This is a genomic window from uncultured Cellulomonas sp., from assembly GCF_947494015.1.
In the GTDB taxonomy this organism is placed as follows: Bacteria; Actinomycetota; Actinomycetes; order Actinomycetales; family Cellulomonadaceae; genus Pengzhenrongella.
On record NZ_CANLTL010000005.1, the window covers coordinates 266,452 to 284,321 of the forward strand.

General features: G+C 67.8%; 14 protein-coding genes and 1 pseudogene. 8 read left to right on the forward strand and 7 right to left on the reverse strand.

The features are described from left to right. Positions 1-313 precede the first annotated feature (313 nt). Together Q0840_RS08105 and Q0840_RS08110 are read left to right on the forward strand one after the other, a co-directional pair. The gene (locus Q0840_RS08105) at positions 314-1,336 is read left to right on the forward strand and encodes a DUF418 domain-containing protein (RefSeq protein WP_367183088.1); all 1,023 of its coding nucleotides are present in this window, start codon (positions 314-316) and stop codon (positions 1,334-1,336) included. Between the two features lie 313 nt (positions 1,337-1,649). Then, on the forward strand, positions 1,650-3,098 hold the full coding sequence (locus tag Q0840_RS08110) for a gamma-glutamyltransferase (protein WP_298458485.1): 1,449 nt from the start codon (positions 1,650-1,652) through the stop codon (positions 3,096-3,098). Between the two features lie 165 nt (positions 3,099-3,263). On the opposite strand, the gene lnt is transcribed toward Q0840_RS08110, so the two are convergent. From lnt to Q0840_RS08130, 4 genes are all read right to left on the reverse strand, one after another. Next, complete coding sequence (gene lnt / locus Q0840_RS08115; protein ID WP_298458487.1) at positions 3,264-4,796, reverse strand: apolipoprotein N-acyltransferase; 1,533 nt, start codon at positions 4,794-4,796, stop codon at positions 3,264-3,266. A 218-nt stretch (positions 4,797-5,014) separates the two neighbouring features. Next, on the reverse strand, positions 5,015-5,533 hold the full coding sequence (locus Q0840_RS08120) for a D-alanyl-D-alanine carboxypeptidase family protein (RefSeq protein ID WP_298458489.1): 519 nt from the start codon (positions 5,531-5,533) through the stop codon (positions 5,015-5,017). Positions 5,534-5,820: 287 nt separating this feature from the next. Further along, the gene (locus tag Q0840_RS08125; RefSeq protein ID WP_298458544.1) at positions 5,821-6,435 is read right to left on the reverse strand and encodes a DUF305 domain-containing protein; all 615 of its coding nucleotides are present in this window, start codon (positions 6,433-6,435) and stop codon (positions 5,821-5,823) included. Between the two features lie 114 nt (positions 6,436-6,549). Beyond that, positions 6,550-6,960, reverse strand: a complete 411-nt coding sequence (locus Q0840_RS08130) for a hypothetical protein (RefSeq protein ID WP_298458492.1) — start codon at positions 6,958-6,960, stop codon at positions 6,550-6,552. A 390-nt stretch (positions 6,961-7,350) separates the two neighbouring features. Between Q0840_RS08130 and ccsB the strand changes: the two genes are divergently transcribed. The 3 genes from ccsB to mraY all read left to right on the forward strand — a co-directional run bounded on the left by ccsB (position 7,351) and on the right by mraY (position 10,992). Further along, on the forward strand, positions 7,351-8,295 hold the full coding sequence (ccsB, locus tag Q0840_RS08135) for a c-type cytochrome biogenesis protein CcsB (RefSeq protein WP_298458494.1): 945 nt from the start codon (positions 7,351-7,353) through the stop codon (positions 8,293-8,295). Between the two features lie 80 nt (positions 8,296-8,375). Further along, a complete protein-coding gene (locus Q0840_RS08140; RefSeq protein ID WP_298458496.1) occupies positions 8,376-9,812 on the forward strand; it encodes a M23 family metallopeptidase in 1,437 nt (478 codons plus the stop codon). Between the two features lie 94 nt (positions 9,813-9,906). Beyond that, positions 9,907-10,992 carry a phospho-N-acetylmuramoyl-pentapeptide-transferase gene (mraY, locus tag Q0840_RS08145; RefSeq protein WP_298458499.1) on the forward strand — a complete coding sequence of 362 codons (1,086 nt, stop codon included), beginning with the start codon at positions 9,907-9,909 and terminating at the stop codon, positions 10,990-10,992. A gap of 101 nt (positions 10,993-11,093) precedes the next feature. Here mraY and Q0840_RS08150 read toward each other — a convergent pair whose 3' ends face one another. Next, the gene (locus Q0840_RS08150; RefSeq protein WP_298458501.1) at positions 11,094-12,395 is read right to left on the reverse strand and encodes a heparan-alpha-glucosaminide N-acetyltransferase domain-containing protein; all 1,302 of its coding nucleotides are present in this window, start codon (positions 12,393-12,395) and stop codon (positions 11,094-11,096) included. Next, positions 12,317-13,099, reverse strand: a complete 783-nt coding sequence (locus Q0840_RS08155) for a ferric reductase-like transmembrane domain-containing protein (protein WP_298458504.1) — start codon at positions 13,097-13,099, stop codon at positions 12,317-12,319. The genes Q0840_RS08150 and Q0840_RS08155 overlap by 79 nt, the downstream gene beginning before the upstream one ends. 1,343 nt (positions 13,100-14,442) lie before the next feature. Here Q0840_RS08155 and Q0840_RS08160 point away from each other — a divergent pair. Further along, on the forward strand, positions 14,443-15,414 hold the full coding sequence (locus tag Q0840_RS08160; RefSeq protein WP_298458507.1) for an IS481 family transposase: 972 nt from the start codon (positions 14,443-14,445) through the stop codon (positions 15,412-15,414). A gap of 27 nt (positions 15,415-15,441) precedes the next feature. Here the strand turns inward: Q0840_RS08160 and Q0840_RS08165 are convergent, their stop codons facing one another. Beyond that, positions 15,442-16,383, reverse strand: coding sequence for a GlxA family transcriptional regulator (locus Q0840_RS08165; protein WP_298458510.1), 942 nt, complete (start codon positions 16,381-16,383; stop codon positions 15,442-15,444). Positions 16,384-16,490: 107 nt separating this feature from the next. Here Q0840_RS08165 and Q0840_RS08170 point away from each other — a divergent pair, with 107 nt between their 5' ends. Both Q0840_RS08170 and Q0840_RS08175 read left to right on the forward strand, forming a co-directional pair. Beyond that, on the forward strand, positions 16,491-16,802 hold the full coding sequence (locus tag Q0840_RS08170) for a putative quinol monooxygenase (RefSeq protein ID WP_033107114.1): 312 nt from the start codon (positions 16,491-16,493) through the stop codon (positions 16,800-16,802). A gap of 106 nt (positions 16,803-16,908) precedes the next feature. Continuing rightward, positions 16,909-17,870 (forward strand): annotated as a pseudogene (locus tag Q0840_RS08175) (ISL3-like element ISPfr2 family transposase); the annotation flags it as partial.

Genomic DNA, 17,870 nt, shown 5'->3' on the forward strand with positions numbered 1-17,870 from the left:
GACACCCCCCAGATCACGGTGGTGGCACGCCGCTGACGGTTCCCCTAAGCCTCGTACCGGCGGGGTCTGGAGTGGTCAGAGCTCGGCCGTGCAGTAGCAGGCCACGGCCGATGCCTGCGAGTACCAAGACAACGCACCAGAAGAAGGAGGATCGCTATGCCGTGCAAGAGCGCTGGGTCGCGATCGGAAGCGGCGCGTGCCACACCGTAGGGCAGGCAGCGCAGACAACAAGACCGCTGCACTACACCCGACTGGTGCCGTAGGAACGCGCATCTTTGCGCTGGACGCTGCGCGTGGGCTGGCACTGGTCGGGATGATCATCGTCAACGTCGGTCCCACGACGGTCGAAGGGGTGCTGGAGCGCCTCTACCTGTTTCCCTACGGGCGTGCGTCGATCCTCTTCGTGGTGGTCGCCGGAATAGGCATGGGCATGTTCCTGCGGGCCCGACCGGCGCGCGGGCGCCGCTCCCTCATGCTCCTGTGGAGGGCGGCCGTGCTCCTCGCCGGTGGCCTGGCGTTGCAGAGCCTGACCGACGACGTCGGCGTCATCCTGCCGTTGTACGGACTGCTCTTTCTGTCGGTGCTCGTCTTGCAGTTCCTGCCCCCGGTCGCGCTCATAACGTCCGCGGTCACGCTGGCAGTGGTCGGACCAGTTCTGTACCTCAACCACGTCGCCACCGAGTCGGTCGGCGCGCACTCCCAGCTGGTCCAGCTCGGCGACACCCCAGTGGACGTCATCCACGGGCTGGTCGTCTCCGGGCGCTACCCCTTGGTGACCTGGGCAGTGCCCTTTGTGCTGGGCATCTGGGTGGCACAGACCGACCTGACCAACCACACAGTCATCAGACGGCTCCTCGTGTGGGGGGCTGCCGCCACCGGTGTCGGGCTCGCGCTCAGCCAGGCGGCACTGGCCCTGCTGGGCTCAGCCGCAGATGAGGGATACCTGCGGCTGCTCACCGGTGCCGCGCACGGCCAGATGCCGCTATGGCTCCTGAGTAGCTGCGGGGGAGCGCTCTTCACGATCGCCGTCCTGCTGCGCCTGTGGCCGCGAGTCCGGCGGATTGCTCGACCTCTGACAGCGGCCGGTCAGCTGGCGCTGACCCTGTACGTGCTTCACGTCATGGTCCTGGCAGTAATCGCACCACCGGCCGACATCCAGGTCAGCGCTGGCGCGATTCTCAGCGCCATCCTCATCACCGCCTGCCTCCTGCTCGCCGTCTTGTGGCGCCAGCACTTCTCGATTGGTCCGTTGGAATGGGTCCTGCGCGCGGCATGGCTTCCGTGGTTGCACCAGAGCCCGGCGCCCCGCGCCACAACGACTCAGTTCACCCCTTGATCGAAGGATCCTCACCATGCGTCTGAACCCGTCCACGTCACGCACGAAGTCCCCCCCAGGATCTGGGGCTCTCAAAAGACGGTCGCCCCGCGCCACCACGGTGGTCGCCATGCTCGCGGCGTCGCTGACTTTGGTAACTACCGGCTGCACCACCGCAGCGCCGAATCCACCGGACCAAACCACGAGTTCTACGGCGCCGACACCACAACCCCCGACGCCCACGCCGATGACGACGGCGGCGGCGACTTTGGGGGCGTACGGGGTGAACTCAGGGCACCCACTGGCCACGCGAGCGGGAATGAGCGTCCTCGAAATGGGAGGCAACGCCGTCGACGCCGCCATTGCAACGGCGTTCGCTGACGCCGTCATGCAGCCGGCATCGTCGGGCATCGGCGGCGGCGGCACCACGATCGTCGCCGAACAGGGTCGAGCCCTCAACTACGACTACCGCGAGGTCGTCAACCAGGCCGGCGTCATCCCCTCCAGCGGTGCAGGCGTCCCAGGGTTCGTCGCTGGCATGCAGGAACTTCATCTGCAGCACGGCACCGTCGAGTGGACGACGTTGCTGGAACCCGCCATCCAGCTCGCCGAGGAGGGTGCCCCGGTCTCGGGATACCTCGCCGCAACGATCAACAGCAACCTGGGACGGCGTGTCACCGGCCGCCTGCCGCACTTCAGATCCCCAGGTGGGGAGTTCCTGCAAGAAGGGGAGACGCTCATCCAAGCCGAGCTGGCAGCCACGATGAGAACCCTCGCCGCCGAGGGATCCCCAGCCTTCTACAACGGCTCTCTGACCGAAGTGATCAGCACCGTAGAGGGCATCGACCCAGCATCGCTGGCCGCGTACACCGTGCAGACGTCCACCCCGCCCAGCGGCCAAGTCGGGCGGTACACGATGCTGTCCGGGTCCCCGGCGCTGCCGGGAGCCGCCATCATCCAAATGGTCCAGATCGCCGAGGCCGCCGGGATCGGCACCGTCGACCCGAACTCCGCGGACTTCGTCGATCTGCAGTCACGTGCCTGGCAGGTGGCGAACGCCGCCGTGCAGACAGTCTTCGGCGATCCGGCCTTCGTCGAGGTCCCGGTGGACCAGCTCACCGACGCCCCCGCGAACGCCGTCATCGCCCAGACCCTGCCCGCGCCATCGTTCGACCAGTCCGCCCAGGCTTACGAGGGAGCGCCGAACACCACACACATCTCTGTGGTGGACGCCGACGGCATGGCGGTGTCCATGACCAACACCATCACCAACTACTGGGGGTCGGGTCAGTACGTTGCCGGCTTCTTCGTCAACGACCAGCTCGAACGATTCGGCGACATCGGTTCCGGTGGTGCTAACGCGCCAGCAGCCGCCGGGCGCCGCTCGGTGACATGGAGCAGCCCCTCCATGCTGCTCGACGACCAGGACCGGCCGGTGCTGGTCATCGGCACGCCAGGTGGTCGCCAGATTCCCAACACCACCGCGCAGGTGATCACCATGTGGGCGCTGCATGGGATGAGCCTGGACGAAGCTGTGGCGGCCGACCGCTTCATCCTCGCCGACGGTCAACTCAGCATCGAGTCCGACCGCCTCGCTGGCGACTTGCGTGCACGCGGCTACCCGGTACGTGTCACCGCCCCGGAGTCGAAAGCCAACTGGGGATCGGTCCAAGCCCTCCAGATCGACTGGGACGCCGGCGTGGTCTCCGGGGTGGCCGACACGCGTCGGTCGGCCGGCGTTGAGGTCGCGGTCGGCACACCCACCTCAACGACGAACGGATAGGCGCATTGCGCAGGCGCCAACACCGGCACGCTGACTTCTCGGTTCGCGCCGTGGTGGTGGTGGTTCGTGTCGAGCCTCTTGGTGCTGGTGAGCACGCTGAGCCTGCTTCTCGTGGCTGAAAGACTTCGCCCCAGCGCCCAGGTCATCCGCCGTGTGACGCCACCGTCAGGCGCCGCGGGCGCCGACCTGCCGCCGCCCCGTCTTGCCCCGCAGCTGGTGTGCGCCTGCGCCGGCGATGAAGACCAGGGCTAGAGCGTCCACGGCCAGAGGCAGTCGAGCCCCGATCCGGTCGCTGGGAGTCAAGGACGTCCGCAGCGGCAGCTGGGCCGACATCTGGTCTGCGGTGAAGAGCGAGGTCCGGTCGACGGTCGAACCGTCGGGACGGATGAGAGCACTGACGCCGACCGTCGACACCTGCACGACCGCCCGACCATGTTCGGCTGCTCGGAACCGGGACATGGCCAGCTGCTGGGTCGACTCCTGGGTCATGCCGAACGACGCGTTATTCGTCGGGATGACGATGAGCTCGCCCCCGGCCAGTACCGACTGGCGGATGAGGTCGTCATAGGCGACCTCAAAGCAGATCGCTACCGAAATCGGCACCGAGCGACCCAGCCGCTCGATCGGCACGCCAATCGGGGCCGGGTCGGTGCCGGCGGTCATGTCGGTCCTGACCAGGTCGACCGCGGGCGTGATCCGGCGGAAGAAGTCCCGGTAGGGGATGTACTCACCGAACGGCACGGGATGCTGCTTGGTGTAACTAGCTGTCGCGCCGACGGCCGGCTCCCACACGATGTAGTCGTTGTACCGGGTGTCCTCCAGGAACCGCTGCGTGCCCAGCATGATCGGGACCCCAGCAGCCCGTGCCGCCGCTTGGACGACCGCTCGTGCATCCTGATCGGTGCGCGGGTCGATGTCCGATGCGCTTTCGGGCCACAGCAGCAGGTCCAGCTGCCCAGCGGGTAGGCGCTCCAGGAGCGCCCGCGTCCCGGCGGCGTGGTTGTCCAGCACCGCTCGAGCCTGAGACATCGCCTCGGCTCCGCGGGCCGGCACATTGCCTTGCACAGCACCGATGTTCACGGTCCCCGTCTGCGCCCCGGTGCTGACCGGTACGAGCAGCGGCAACGACGTGGTGGCGATGCACAGCACCGCCCCGGTGACCGCTGTTGCGGGGTTCCGGCTCAGCGCTGCGGTGATCACCGTGCCCAGGACGGCGCCGATGAGCGCCACGATGAAGCTGACCAGGGTGGACCCCCCGAGAGGCGCGAGCCGCAAGAGGGGGGAGTCGGTCTGAGAGAAGGCGAGCGTGGCCCAAGGGAAGCCACCGAAGGGCACCGTGCTGCGCAGGTGCTCGACGGCGACCCAGAGCACCGCGAAGCTGACGCACTGAAGCCACAGTCGGGTCCCGATGACGGGGACACGCCAGACCAATGCCGCTGCAGCGGCCAACACCCCGATGGCGCCCGCTTCGGCGATGGCCAGGGCAAGCCAGCCGATGGGTTGCCCCACCGCTTCGTTCGCCCACCACAGGTGCGGCAAGAACAGGCCGAGCCCGAACGCCGAACCGACGGCAAAGCCCCACCGCGCGGAGTTGTGGCGTACCGCCACGGCGAGCAGGGCGACACCGACGTACGCCATCGCCCACCACGACTTGCTGGGAAACGCCGTCTCGGTCAGCAGGCCGCCGGTCGCGCTCATGACCAGAGCCAGACCTCGCGACGGAACGAACAACGGGCGCGGGGGAGCGGTCTGCGGCGGTGAGATCCGACGCCCCCAGCGGGCCGACGAACGCAGAGACTGAGCGGTTGGCCAACCGCGGCCGTCAACCTGCTCCCCGGTGGCGTCGGGTTGGCCAACGACATCGGTGACGGTAGGAGTGCGCGGTGGACGCAGCTCGGTCCATACTGCGGCGCGCTTCACGCGCGGTACACCCAGTGCCACGGCTCTCGAGGGGTGTCCTCGACGAAGCCGAAGCGCCCGGCGTTGGCGCGCATCCACGACTGGGCGCGGTCGTTGAGGTCGAGGTCGACTGCCATCCCCCAACCGTGCGGGCTGGTTCCGGGGTTGGCCGCGAGGCCGCCCTGGGAGTACAGACCCTTGCGCGCCGCGACGTCGACCTGCGCGTCGTATGACCGGTAGGAGTCGGTGATGCCGATCTTGACGCCGTCGCGCGCCGCCGCCGCCATCAGCGACTCCAGAGCCTCGCCGGCGGGCGCCCACAGTTTGTGCCCCGTGGTCCCGACCTTCTTCAGCGCGGCGGGCGGGATCTTCCCGTTCCCGTAGGCGGCGAGGTCGGCCGGGATGCCGTCCGCAGTCCGCCGGGCACCTGAGGCAGCCGCGCCGGTGGCAGCGGAGCTGGCCACCGCCTCGCTCAGGACCTGGCTGAACTGCGCGCCCGTACCGTCACTGAGCGGGCGTCCGCGGGGCGCACTCATCGAGCTGATGGTCGCCTGGATAGCGGCCATCCGCTGTGAGATCGCCGTGATGCCGTCCACTGTGTCGCCCTCCTCATGTGGGCAATCGGCACGAATCGGTCGCATATGAGACGCATGTAGGTACGAGGCCCCACGTGCCCGTGGGGCGTCGGCCCTACACAGTCGGCGTACCGACCTAGGAGCAGTTGAATGTTCCCCTTGGAGTAAAGGAGAGACCACCGCGTTAGGCGGCGCCGTGGTGGGCCCAGCCGAGTGCCGTGCGGGGCCCACCACGAATCACACAGCGGTCAGAGCTCCTGCAGCATCTGCTCCATCTCGGTGATCTCTGCTGCCTGGTCGTCGATGATCCGCTCCGCCAGAGAAGTGGCCTGAGGATTCGCTCCGTCGGCCACTTCGGTCTCGGCCATCTCGATGGCGCCGCGGTGGTGCTCGATCATCATCTCCAGGAAGGCGCGGTCGAACTCGGCCCCCGAGAGGCTTTCGAGCTCGGTCATCGCGGACTCCATGTCCATGCCGCCCATGTCCATACCGCCGTGATCCATGCCGCCCATGTCCGCGTCCTGAGGGCCCTCCTCGCCCCACGCCTGGAGCCAGGAAGTCATCTCGTCGATCTCCGGGCCCTGCGCGGCGGAGATCCGCTCGGCCAAGGCACGCACGTCTTCGCTGGCTGCCTTCTCGATCGCGAGGTCAGCCATCTCGATGGCGCCCTGGTGGTGGACGATCATCATCTGCGCGAACTCGGTGTCTGCGTCGTTGTGCCCGGCGTCCACTGCGCCATCGTCGGTGGACTGGGTCGAGGACTCGGTGGTGCCGGGGACGGTGGTCTCATCAGCCGAGCCGCATGCGGCAAGCGTCACGGCCAGGGCGAGAGCTCCGGCTCCGGCAGTGATGCGGGTCTTGATCGTCACGATAGGTCTCTCCATGTTCAGAGGCGCAGCCTGAAGGTGCTGCAACAGGGGTACTAGGACAAGTCGGGTGCCACCCGCTGCGGCATCGCGGCGGATGGAGGCCACGTTCTACGTCCGCAGCACGCACAGAAAGAACCGGTCCCATGGTCGTGGCAAGGCCAACCCCGATGGACGAACCGTGCGCTGAGCGTTGCGAGTGCCGATGACACGCAGCGCAGGGCCATCGGCGAAGCGAGCAAGCACGCGCGCCAACACCACACCGATCACTCCGGTCAGGGCGAGCACACAGCCCACGACCAAGCCGTGATCTGTCGAGGACGACGGCATCGAGTCGGGGCCGGCGAGCGTGGCTAGGCCTGCCGCGGTCATGGGGACCTCCTGCGCACCGGCCACGTGCGGACCTGCGGGCGACAGGTACGCGGCCGTGGTGGACACGTGCGGCGCCGGATGGTGGCCCGCGGCCATGGCCGCGGACGCGCCGCCGTGCATCGCGCCGAGACCAAGGACCACCAGGGCCACGAGGACGCAGTAGCCGACGATCGACGGAAGGTGCCAACGGGCGCGGAAAGGTACCGCCACACTGGCCCCCTTTCTGCCGCCTCGCACATCACTCGGTCGATCAAGTATGACTCGGACCTCCGCGAGCGGCCGTGGTGAGGGTAAGCACTCAGGCGTCAGTTCTGTCACAGGCCAGTCGACGACAAAGCGCCTGGTCAAGCGCGCCTCGGAGGCTGTCGGCCGGGCGGATACGGGGCTTGGTGGCCGATAGCCACCAATTATGAAGATTCGCTGAAGGCCGCGAGTCATGGCGGTGCGTCGAAGCGCCGCGATTAACGTGCCCCACGCCGCTCGAAGGACCCCACGAGCGCCGTCATGCGCCCGTGCGGCGGGCAACAACCCAAGGAGACGATGACCCCCGTGGAGCTCGGCGATGTGAGCACCAACCTCGTCTGGGCGGCAGCCACCGTCTACAGCGTCGCCCTGGTCGCTTACTCGCTGGACCTCGCCAACCTCGCCGCTGCACCAAGCCGGCCCATCCCGGCCGCCGGCTCCACCACGGCAGCGGAACCACCTGCACGCCGGCGCTCCAAGCCGCGAGGAGTGGCCCAAAGCACCACCCTGCTGGGCCTGGCGCTGCACGCTCTCGCAGTCGCACTGCGCGGCGTCGCGGCAGCACGCGCACCGTGGGCCAACATGTACGAGTTCACCCTGGTGGGCACGCTGGTCGCGGTCGTGGTGCTCGTGGTGGTGCTTCGACGCCGTGACCTCCCGTTCCTCGGAGTGATCGTCACGGGGTTCTCCGTCTTAGCGCTGGCCGTAGGCCTGCTCGTGTTCTACATCCAAGCCGATGGGGTGCAGCCGGCACTGGACACCTACTGGTTGGTGATCCACGTCGGCATCGCTGTCGCATCGACCGGCGTGTTCACGGTCGCCTTCGCCGCCAGCGTCCTGCAGTTGCTCAGAGACTCACGTGACGGCGCAACGTCGCGGATGAGCGGACCGGGCTGGCGATGGCTCGACTCCGCGCCGCAGCCCAGGGAACTCGAAGCACTGTCGTTTCGCCTCAACGCGGTCGGCTTTGTGCTGTGGACCTTCACCCTGATCGCCGGAGCGATCTGGGCTGAGCACGCGTGGGGCCGCTACTGGGGGTGGGACCCCAAGGAAGTGTGGACGTTCGTCATCTGGGTTGTCTACGCCGCGTACCTGCACGCCCGGACCACTCGCGGCTGGGACGGGCGGCGTGCGGCCTGGTTCGTCGTGGTCGGCTTCGGATGCGTGATCGCGAACTTCACCGTCGTCAACCTGTCCTTCTCCGGGCTGCACTCCTACTCCGGCCTGACCACCGGGCCGTGAACTCGGTGCACCGCCCCGGACAGTTGCACCACGCACATGCGTCCCGCCACCAAAGGGACCGACTGAAGGATGACGAACTCGTGTCCCACGCTCGACGACTCGCTGCCACCTGCTTGGCGGGGGCGCTGGCCATCCTGGTCGCTGTATCCGCTCCAGCCCTTGCAGACGAGCTGGACGATCAGCGTCGTGCCGCTGAGGAGCGGTCCGCCGCGACAGATCGGGAGCTGGAAGCCTTGGAGGCCTCCATCGAAGGCCTGGACGCGAGGCTTGGTCAGGCGGTGCTCGATCTGCAGGCCACCCAGGCCCGACTGCCTGCGGCGCAGACCGAGCTCGCTTCGGCGCGCAGCGCACTGGAGACGGCGCAACGCGAAGCGGTCCTGATCGGTACCCGTCTGCAGGACGCCCAAGACCAGCAGGCGGCGCTCACCTCCAGCATCGCTGACACGGCGGCGCAGACCGAGAAGGTCCGGAACGCCGTCGGTGAGATGGCGCGCCGAGCGTACAAAGGTCAGACAGCCAGCACGGGGCTCGGTGTTGTGGTGGGGACCGAGACCACCGAGGACTTCGTCGACCAGTACGAGATGGTGTCGACCGGTCTGCGGACTCAAAGCCGGGTACTGGACGACCTTCGCCAGCTGCAGGCCGTCGACTCCAACAGCCGGTCCCGGCTGTCAGCGGTCCGTGATCGAGTGGCCGAGTTGAAGGCTGAAGCAGACGCCAAGGTGGGAGAAGCCGATCGTGCCCGCGCCCAGGCGCAGGCACGTCAGGAGGAGATCGAGCAGCTGATCGCGAAGCAAGCTGCGGACAAGGCTGTCGTCGAGAGCATGAAGGGTGAGGCCCAAGCCCAGGAGCTCGAGGCGCAAGCTCAACTCGCAGCCATCGAGGACGAGTTGGCTGGAATCATCGCCGCGCAGCGTGCCGCAGCCGAAGAACAAGCGGCACGGGAGGCCGCCGCAGCTCAAGCAGCAGCGGCGGCTCGCGAGGCCGCAGCAGCCGCTGAAGCCGCCCAGCGGCGGTCTGCTGGCGGACCGGCACCCGCACCAGCACCACCGCCCGCACCCGCGGCTCCGCCGCCGGCAGCACTGCCCCCCTCGGGGAGCGTATCCGGCGCCATGTTCGCCAACCCCACATCGATCCGACCGGCTTACGTAACCTCCGAGTATGGAATGCGCATGCACCCCATCCTCGGATACGTCCGGCTACACGCTGGCATCGACCTGCGCACGTACTGCAACACCCCGCTGTACGCCCCGCGCGCCGGCACCGTTCAGTGGGCCGAGTGGCGAAACGGATTCGGTAACCAGGTGATGATTGACTACGGCTACATCAACGGGAACTCAGTCATGTCGAGTTCCAACCACCTCACCAGAACAGTGGTGCGCGCAGGGCAACGAGTCGCCCAGGGCGAGCTAATCGGCTACGCAGGGAACACCGGCCTGTCGGGGGCGTGCCATCTGCACTTCGAGGTCTACGTCAACGGTAAGACCGTCAACCCGCGGCCGCTGCTGGGTCTGTGACCACTGCGAAGTCGCGCGGAAGGTAACGCGTGCATGACGAGAACAGAGGATCGGTGCAGCACTCTCGGAGGTCTTCAGTGGTCATGAGCGTCCGGTGACGACGGTCCTTATCGCAGGTGCTCTCGCCCTCGTGCTGTCTCTGCTCGGCACGCCGCTGTTCATCCGCCTGCTCGTGAAGAAGCAGTACGGCCAGTTCATCCGCCAGGACGGACCGACCGCGCATTTCACCAAGCGCGGGACGCCCACGATGGGCGGCGTTGTCATCATCCTGGCGACCCTGGCCGGGTGGGGTGCGGCGAGCGTGCTGACCGGCAACGTGCCGAGCGCGTCCGCGGTCCTGGTGCTGTTCCTCATGACCGGCCTGGGCGTCGTGGGCTTCCTCGACGACTTTATCAAGATCTCGCGGCAGCGCAGCCTGGGTCTGCGGGCCCGCTGGAAGATCCTCGGTCAGGGCCTGGTCGGGGTGATTTTCTCGGTCGCGGCGCTGGGGTTCCCGAACGAGAATTTTCGGACGCCGGCGTCGACCCAGGTCTCCTTCATCCGTGACACCGGCATTGACCTGGCGTTCGCCGGTGTGACGCTCGGGCTGGTCCTCTTCGTGCTGTGGGCCAACTTCCTCATCACCGCGTGGTCGAACGCGGTGAACCTCACCGACGGCCTCGACGGGCTGGCGACCGGCGTCTCGCTGATCGTTTTCGGCGCCTACGTCCTCGTGTGCGTGTGGCAGTTCAACCAGAGCTGCCAGTCGATCCTCACCGTGGGCCCGCGCTGCTACGAGACGCGCGACCCGCTGGACCTCGCGGTCGTCGCGGCGGCCATCACCGGGGCGTGCTTCGGCTTCCTGTGGTGGAACGCGAGCCCGGCCAAGATCTTCATGGGCGACACGGGCTCGCTCGCCCTCGGCGGTGCCCTCGCGGGCCTGTCGATCCTGTCCCGCACCGAGGTCCTAGCCGCGATCATCGGCGGGCTGTTCGTGCTCATCGTGCTGTCCGACGTGATCCAGATCGGCTTCTTCAAGATGACGGGCAAGCGGGTGTTCAAGATGGCGCCACTGCACCACCACTTCGAGCTCTCTGGCTGGGGCGAGGTCACCATCGTCATCCGGTTCTGGATCATCGCGGGGCTGTTCGTCGCCGCGGGGATCGGCGTCTACTACGCCGAGTGGGTGGTTGGCAGGTGATGTAGCCCCCTGCGCATAGCCCATGCCTCTGACCACCGGGACGGACGCTGGCGAGCGAGAGGACGTTGTGGTTCTAGCCGGGGCGGCGGCGCCCCGGTGGCTCAACGTGGCCAAGGAGAAGAGTGGGGGCTTGCGCCCCCGCGCGCGGCGGCACTCATGTCGGACGCGATGGACTCGAGCGGGCCACGGTGCCCGGTGAGCTGCCATGCACTCGCCAGCAGGACGGCAAGGGACGCACTCACCGCCCAGAGGACTGTCGGAGAGGAGGTCGGGGACCCGGACGTCACGCCATGGATGACCGCCAAGCTGATGACGTGCACTGTGTACAGGGTCAGGGTCATCGACCCTGTCGCGGCGAGGGGAAGTACAAGCCAGCGCCACCGGTTGCGCAGAGCCGCAACGAGCAGCAGGCAACCCCCGATCACTGCTAGGGCCGTCCCGGTCGTGTGAAGCAGGTCCAGTGGACCGCCGGAGTGCGGGGCCGACACCGTCAGCCACCACCACGATGAGGTCGGCGTCGTCCCGTACAGGCCGGTCCGCAGGACCGTGTCCAGCTCGCGACCGGCGAGCACCGAGGAGGGCGGCACGCTGAGCTGCTCTAGGCCCCCGGCCGGGCCGAGCAGCACCGCCGAAACGAACTTGGCCGTCACGGCAAGCAGAACGCCAACGATGAGCAGCCGGAGCCCGGTTGCCGTCCGTCGGAGCGACACTCGGCCCAGCGCCATCCCGACGAGGACGTACCCGGTCCACTGCAGCACGGGGTAGTAACCGGTGAGGAAGACCGTAGCGAGGAGTTGTCCTGGGTCGGCCACGGAGGCGAGCGAGGGGTTCGGGCCCGGACCAGGCGGCACGACGGCACGCAGCAGGTGTCCCAGGACCGGGCTGAGCACCATCCACGCAGCTGCCGTCAGCATGAGGGCTCGAGCACCCAGACCGAGGAACAGCGCACCGATTGCGAACAGCACCGCGTAGTGCACCAAGATCACCGCGACACCTGACCCGAGAGCGCCGAGGAACAGGCCGATGGCCGCGACCACCGCAGCCCGTCCCAGGATCCCTCGGCGCGCTCCCGACTCTGGTGGCTCGTCTCCCTTCCCACCGTGGGCCAGGATCAGCGACAGCCCTGCCAGCACAGCGAAGAGAGCGGAGGCCCGCCCCGCGAAAGCCTGGTAGGCCCACGTCACCTCGCCGTCGGCCGCCAGGGACGGAATGATATGGACCGACATCATTCCGATCAAGGCGATTCCCCTCGCCAGATCGACGCCGAGGAGCCGGCGTGTGTCGAGGAGCCGGCTTCTCGACCCAACAGAAACCGGGGTGTGAGTCAACTCCGGTCGCGCTTCCGGGCCGCGCTCGGTGCACTGGTCCGGCTGAGACGGACGGTGCGACCGAACGCCGCCCACTTGAGCACCAGCACTGCCGCAGCAAGCGCAAGCATGGAAAACCTGAACCAGTTTTCATCCGGGACGGTGCGGTGGAAGGACGCGGTGTAGTGAATGAACAAGAAGTATCCCGAGTGAAGCACGACGAGGTAGAACACGACGTTGGATCCGCCGTGCAGCCACTTCCATCCACGCGGACCCAACCAGCGCACGGCGCGGTCGGACGACGTCGCCAGGAGCACCAGCAGCCAGCCGCCAGCGACCAACCCGACCAGGTTCGCCAGGCCGAAGCCGGGCTCAAGGCGGGCTTCTCGGCCCAGTGCCGGGATGAACTCGTACCCCAGGAGCCGCTGCACACTCCACGTCGCCCAGCCGTCGTTCACCAGCAGCGAGTGCAGGAGCGCCGCTAGCGCTGTCCATATACCGACCTGACGCTGCCAACGCAGGCCCCTGGCGGCGACCACCGACAGTCGCGCCGCAGGCCCCAGCGCCAGCGATCCGAAGAGCAGAACGATCGCTGCGTCACCGACGGCCCGCCACAGCCTCATGTCGGGCGTCCACTCCATCCTGCTGCGCCAGAAGGCAAGGACGAGTAGGCCCGTCGCAACGGCGAGCACGCCGTGACGCACCAGTGCAGACCGCCGCCCGTCGGTCGACGGAACCACGTCACGCTGCTTCGTGCCTTCCATAGCGACGACGTTGCAGCGGGCGTTGTTCTTGGGCACCGGCGCTCCTCGGAGGCTCGTCGCGGACTGTGGTGGACGTCCTCGCCAGGAAGGCTTCAGCGCTGAAGCCTCCGTCGCGCACACCCTTGGAACAACCTAAATTAGCACCGACGGCTGGTTGTCGTACGCATCGAGATGGTATCGCTGCGCTCGGGCGGCATGGCGAACGGACCCGACCATTCCCCGTCGCCCCGACGCAATTGTGCTGGCGCCGCACGTGAACGAGTCGACGCCTCGGCCAGCGGCCCACGTTCGGCCGCGGCTGCGCGTAGGGCGCCGGTGACCAAGTCGTTGCGCTTGTGGTCGGCGATGGAACAGGCGCCGGGAGTACCAGTCGGTCACGGTGGCAGGTACAGGAACCCGTCGCTGCTGTCGACAACTCCGATGTTTGTCTCGCCCGATGGCGGACTCGGCATGGCGACCAGCCGCGGCTTCGTTGCCGGTCTTCAGGCGCAGCCGAGCCCGCTGCGGAGGGCCGTGAGATTGTTCTCCATGACATCCTGGTAGTCGGTGCCCTCGTTGGTTTGGCTCTCCGCTATGACAGATGTCAGAGATCGATGCCTCCTCGGCGGCCCGCCCGGCAGCCGACTAGCTCGCCACTAGGCTCGCCGAGCTCCTCGGCACCGGCGGCGACGAGCGGCCGGCGGTGTTCGGGGCCTACAGCAGCCGGGTGAGCCCCTCGGCAGGGGTCCATCCATGACCAGAACCCAAGGTGTCCGGGCCAAGACGTGTGTGCCGTCGGCGTCAGGCCCTTCTACAGCCGCTACCGATCGTCCCAGGCGGTCGCACCCTGCGCCTGTCAACGTGACTGCCGGCTCCTTCCGCTGCTGGCGAGATCTAGTCCTGGGTGCGGTCGCAGGCACCTCCGGGCGTGCCTTTGGGGGCTCTTCCTAGATGAAGGTGTAGGTCGGCCGGGCGCGTCGGTCCGCAGATAGACGTCGAGGTCTCCCGACGATGGAGGTTCCTACGCCATCCATCCGAAAGACCTCGACGTGCCCGACGCTACCCCGCCGGCCGGCTTCGGCCGCCCTGACCTAACCGCCTTCGCGGCTCATCCCAATCGGCTCTGATCGGGTCTGCTGACCCTCTCGACGAGAACGCAGCGACATCACAGCCACCCAACCCGGACCGTCCGGGAAGCCGGGGCACGTCACATGGGCTGTGCTGCGGGCGTGTCGAGTGGGTAGTCCAGGGGCGACGCAGGAGCGTCGACGCGACGTGCTGAGAGGTGGTTCCAACCGAGCGCTAGGTGTACTGACCTGGACCGTTGTTGACGTGAAGAGAGACCTCCGGGTCGAGTGGGACTTGCTGAAGGAACCCGCTCGGACCAACGGAGGTCTCTCATGTCCCACGCTAACGCCCGGCTGACCCCGGCCGGCAGGCTCGTCATGGTCCAGCGCATCGCCGGCGGTCGGCCGGTCGCGCACGTCGCCGCAGAGATGGGTGTCTCGCGCACGACGGCGTGGCGGTGGTGGCGCCGCTACCAGGCCGAGGGTCGCGCCGGGTTGGTGGACCGGCCCAGCCATGCCCGTAGCCATCCCCGACGCACCTCGGCCTGTATCGAGGCCCGGATCCGGATCGCTCGGATGCTCTCGCGCCGCGGGCCGGTGTGGATCGGCCACCACCTGGGAGTGCCGGCGTCCACGGTCGGCCGAGTGCTGGCCCGCCACCGGGTACCGCGGCTGCGTGAGTGCGACCCGCTGACCGGGGTACCGATCCGGTCCTCGCGGCGCACCGCCAACCGGTACGAGCACCCCTACCCCGGGTCACTGGTTCACATCGACGTCAAGAAGCTCGGCCGCATCCCCGACGGCGGCGGATGGAAGGCCCACGGGCGCAGCGAGGACGTCCGGACCCGCGGCATCGGCTACGACTACGTCCACACCGCGATCGACGACCACTCGCGCCTGGCCTACGCCGAGATCCACGCCGACGAGAAGGGCACCACCTGCGCAGGCTTCCTGACCCGCGCGGTGGCGTTCTACGCCTCCCACGGCATCACTGTCGAACGCGTGATCAGCGACAACGCCGGGAACTACCGGCTCTCACGCGACTTCCTGGCCGCTGCCGACCAGCTCGGCGTCCGACTCAAGCTGATCACGCCGTACTGCCCGTGGACCAACGGCAAGGTCGAGCGCCTCAACCGCACCCTGGCCGCCGAATGGGCCTACTCGCGCGTGTTCACCTCCAACGCCGAACGCGCCGCCCTCTTGCCCACCTGGCTCGAGCACTACAACCTGAACCGACCCCACCTCGGCATCGGCGGCCAACGCCCCATCGACCGCGTCAACAACGCAGCGGGTCAGTACAGCTAGGACACAAGCTACAGGCATGGCGATAGGTCAGGAACGGCGTCGCTCCCTGCGCAGGAGGGAGCGCAGAGTCTCGGCGTTTGCGTAGCCGACCCGTAGCGCGATCTCGGCGGAGGTGAGGTCCGTGGTTGCTGAGAGGTGTCGAGCTCGTTCGGCGCGAAGCCGTTGGACGAAGCCGAGCGGAGTGAGGTTGAGCGCCGCACGGACTCGTCGTTCGAGGGTGCGCCGGCTGGTGCCGAGCGACTGCGCGACGAAGGCGACGTTGAACGGTTCGTCCAGGCGGGCGCGCACGAAGCGTTCGAACTCGACGACGATCGGGTCCTCGTGCCGGAGATGTTCGTAGGCGACGAAAGCCGCCTGCGACGGGCGCTCGTCGATGATGAGGAGCTTGGCGACATGTTGGGCCAGGTCGGGGCTGATCGATCGCACGAGTGAGAGCGCGAGGTCGATGTGGGCGAAGGCGGCGCCGGCGGTGACGAGGTTCCCGTCGACCACGACCATGGTGTCGAGATCGAGGGCGACGGTCGGATAGCGCTTCCGGAACTCCGGCCCCAGGAACCAGCTGGTCGTCGCCCGCCGATGATGCATCCGTCCGGTCTCGGCGACGGCGAACACGCCGGTGCACGCCGCGGCGATCCGGGTGGTCGCCTCGTCGAGGCGCCCGAGTGAGGCGATGACCGAACGAGCATCTCGGCTCTGGAGGGCGTCGTGGGTCGCGGCGGCCGTGAGGGTTCCAAGCGCAGGGACGACGACCACGTCGAACTCTCCGGACTCCGACAGCGGGTGGTCCACCGACAGGGTCATCGATGCCGTCGTGGTCACTCGCCGTTTCGGTCCGAGGATGGCGAGTTCGATCGGGTCGATCCGCGGGTCGACATCGCCGCGGGCTCCGTCGGCCACCCGCACGATGTCGATGATCGACGCGATAGCCGAACCGAAGCAGCCGTCGATCGCGATCAGTCCGATACGCATGACGTAAACAATAGCAATACTGCCGTATACGCCACTCTCCACCGGCCCTCGCTCGTCATACGCTGAACTCGTCCCACGAAGAACCCCGACGTCAAGGAGAGTCCCTCATGTCCACACCCGCATCACTTCCGTATGCCTTCGTCGCCAAGATCGTCGCGGCCGATGGACAGCACGACGCGGTCGCCGATCTGCTCGCCGGCGCTGTCGCACTCGCCAACGAAGAAGTAGGAACGATTGTCTGGTTCGCGGTCAGGACCCACGCCGACACCTTCTGGATCTTCGATGCATTCCCCGACGAGGCCGCTCGCGACGCCCACGCCAACGGCGCCATCGTCGCAGCCCTGATGGCCAACCAGCACCTCCTCGGCGCAGCACCCGAGATCCTGGCGGCCGACGTCCTCGCGTCCAAGCTCCCGTAGTCCGCCAACGCACGAGACGATCGGGCCCGCCGAGTCGGTCCGCAGATAGACGTCGAGATCTCCCGACGATGGAGGCTCCTACGCCATCCATCGGAAAGACCTCGACGTGCCCGACGCTACCCCGCCGGCCGGCTTCGGCCGCCCTGACCTAACCGCCTTCGCTCGACTCGACGGCCTCGGTCTGAGCGTGATCGGGCAACGACTTGAACCGGATCGTGCGGTCCTCGCGTGCCGCGTGGTGGAACCAGATCAGTGGTGCCGACGGTGCGGCAGCGAAGGCGCCGCTCGTGACACCGTGATCCGGCGGTTGGCCCACGAGCCGCTGGGCTGGCGACCGACCGTGCTGGAAGTTGTAGTGCGCCGCTACCGCTGTGCAGACTGCGGACACGTGTGGCGCCAAGACACCAGCGCCGCGGCGGAGCCACGCGCGAAGCTCTCGCGCACCGGGCTGCGGTGGGCGCTGGAAGGGATCGTGGTCGCACACCTCACCGTCGCCCGTGTCGCCGAGGGACTCGGGGTCGCGTGGGACACCGCCAACAACGCGGTCCTGGCCGAAGGCAAGAGGCTGCTGATCAAGAACCCGCGCGGTTCGAGGGCGTGAAGGTGATTGGCGTCGATGAGCACGTCTGGCGCCACACCAGGCGTGGCGACAAGTACGTCACCGTGATCATCGACCTCACCCCGGTCCGCGATGGCGCCGGCCCAGCAAGGCTGCTGGACATGGTCGAGGGCCGGTCGAAGGCGGCGTTCAAGACCTGGCTCGCCGACCGCGACGACGCCTTCCGTGACGCGGTCGAGGTGGTCGCGATGGACGGCTTCACCGGGTTCAAGACCGCCGCTGCGGAGGAGATCCCGGACGCGGTCACGGTGATGGATCCCTTCCACGTCGTGCGCCTGGCCGGTGACGCCCTCGACAGGTGCCGGCGCCGGGTCCAACTCGCGATCCACGGGCACCGTGGGTTCAGGGACGATCCGCTCTACAAGTCGCGGCGCACGCTGCACACCGGCTCGGACCTGCTCACCGACAAGCAGAGCGACAGGCTACGCGCGCTGTTCGTTGATGACGCT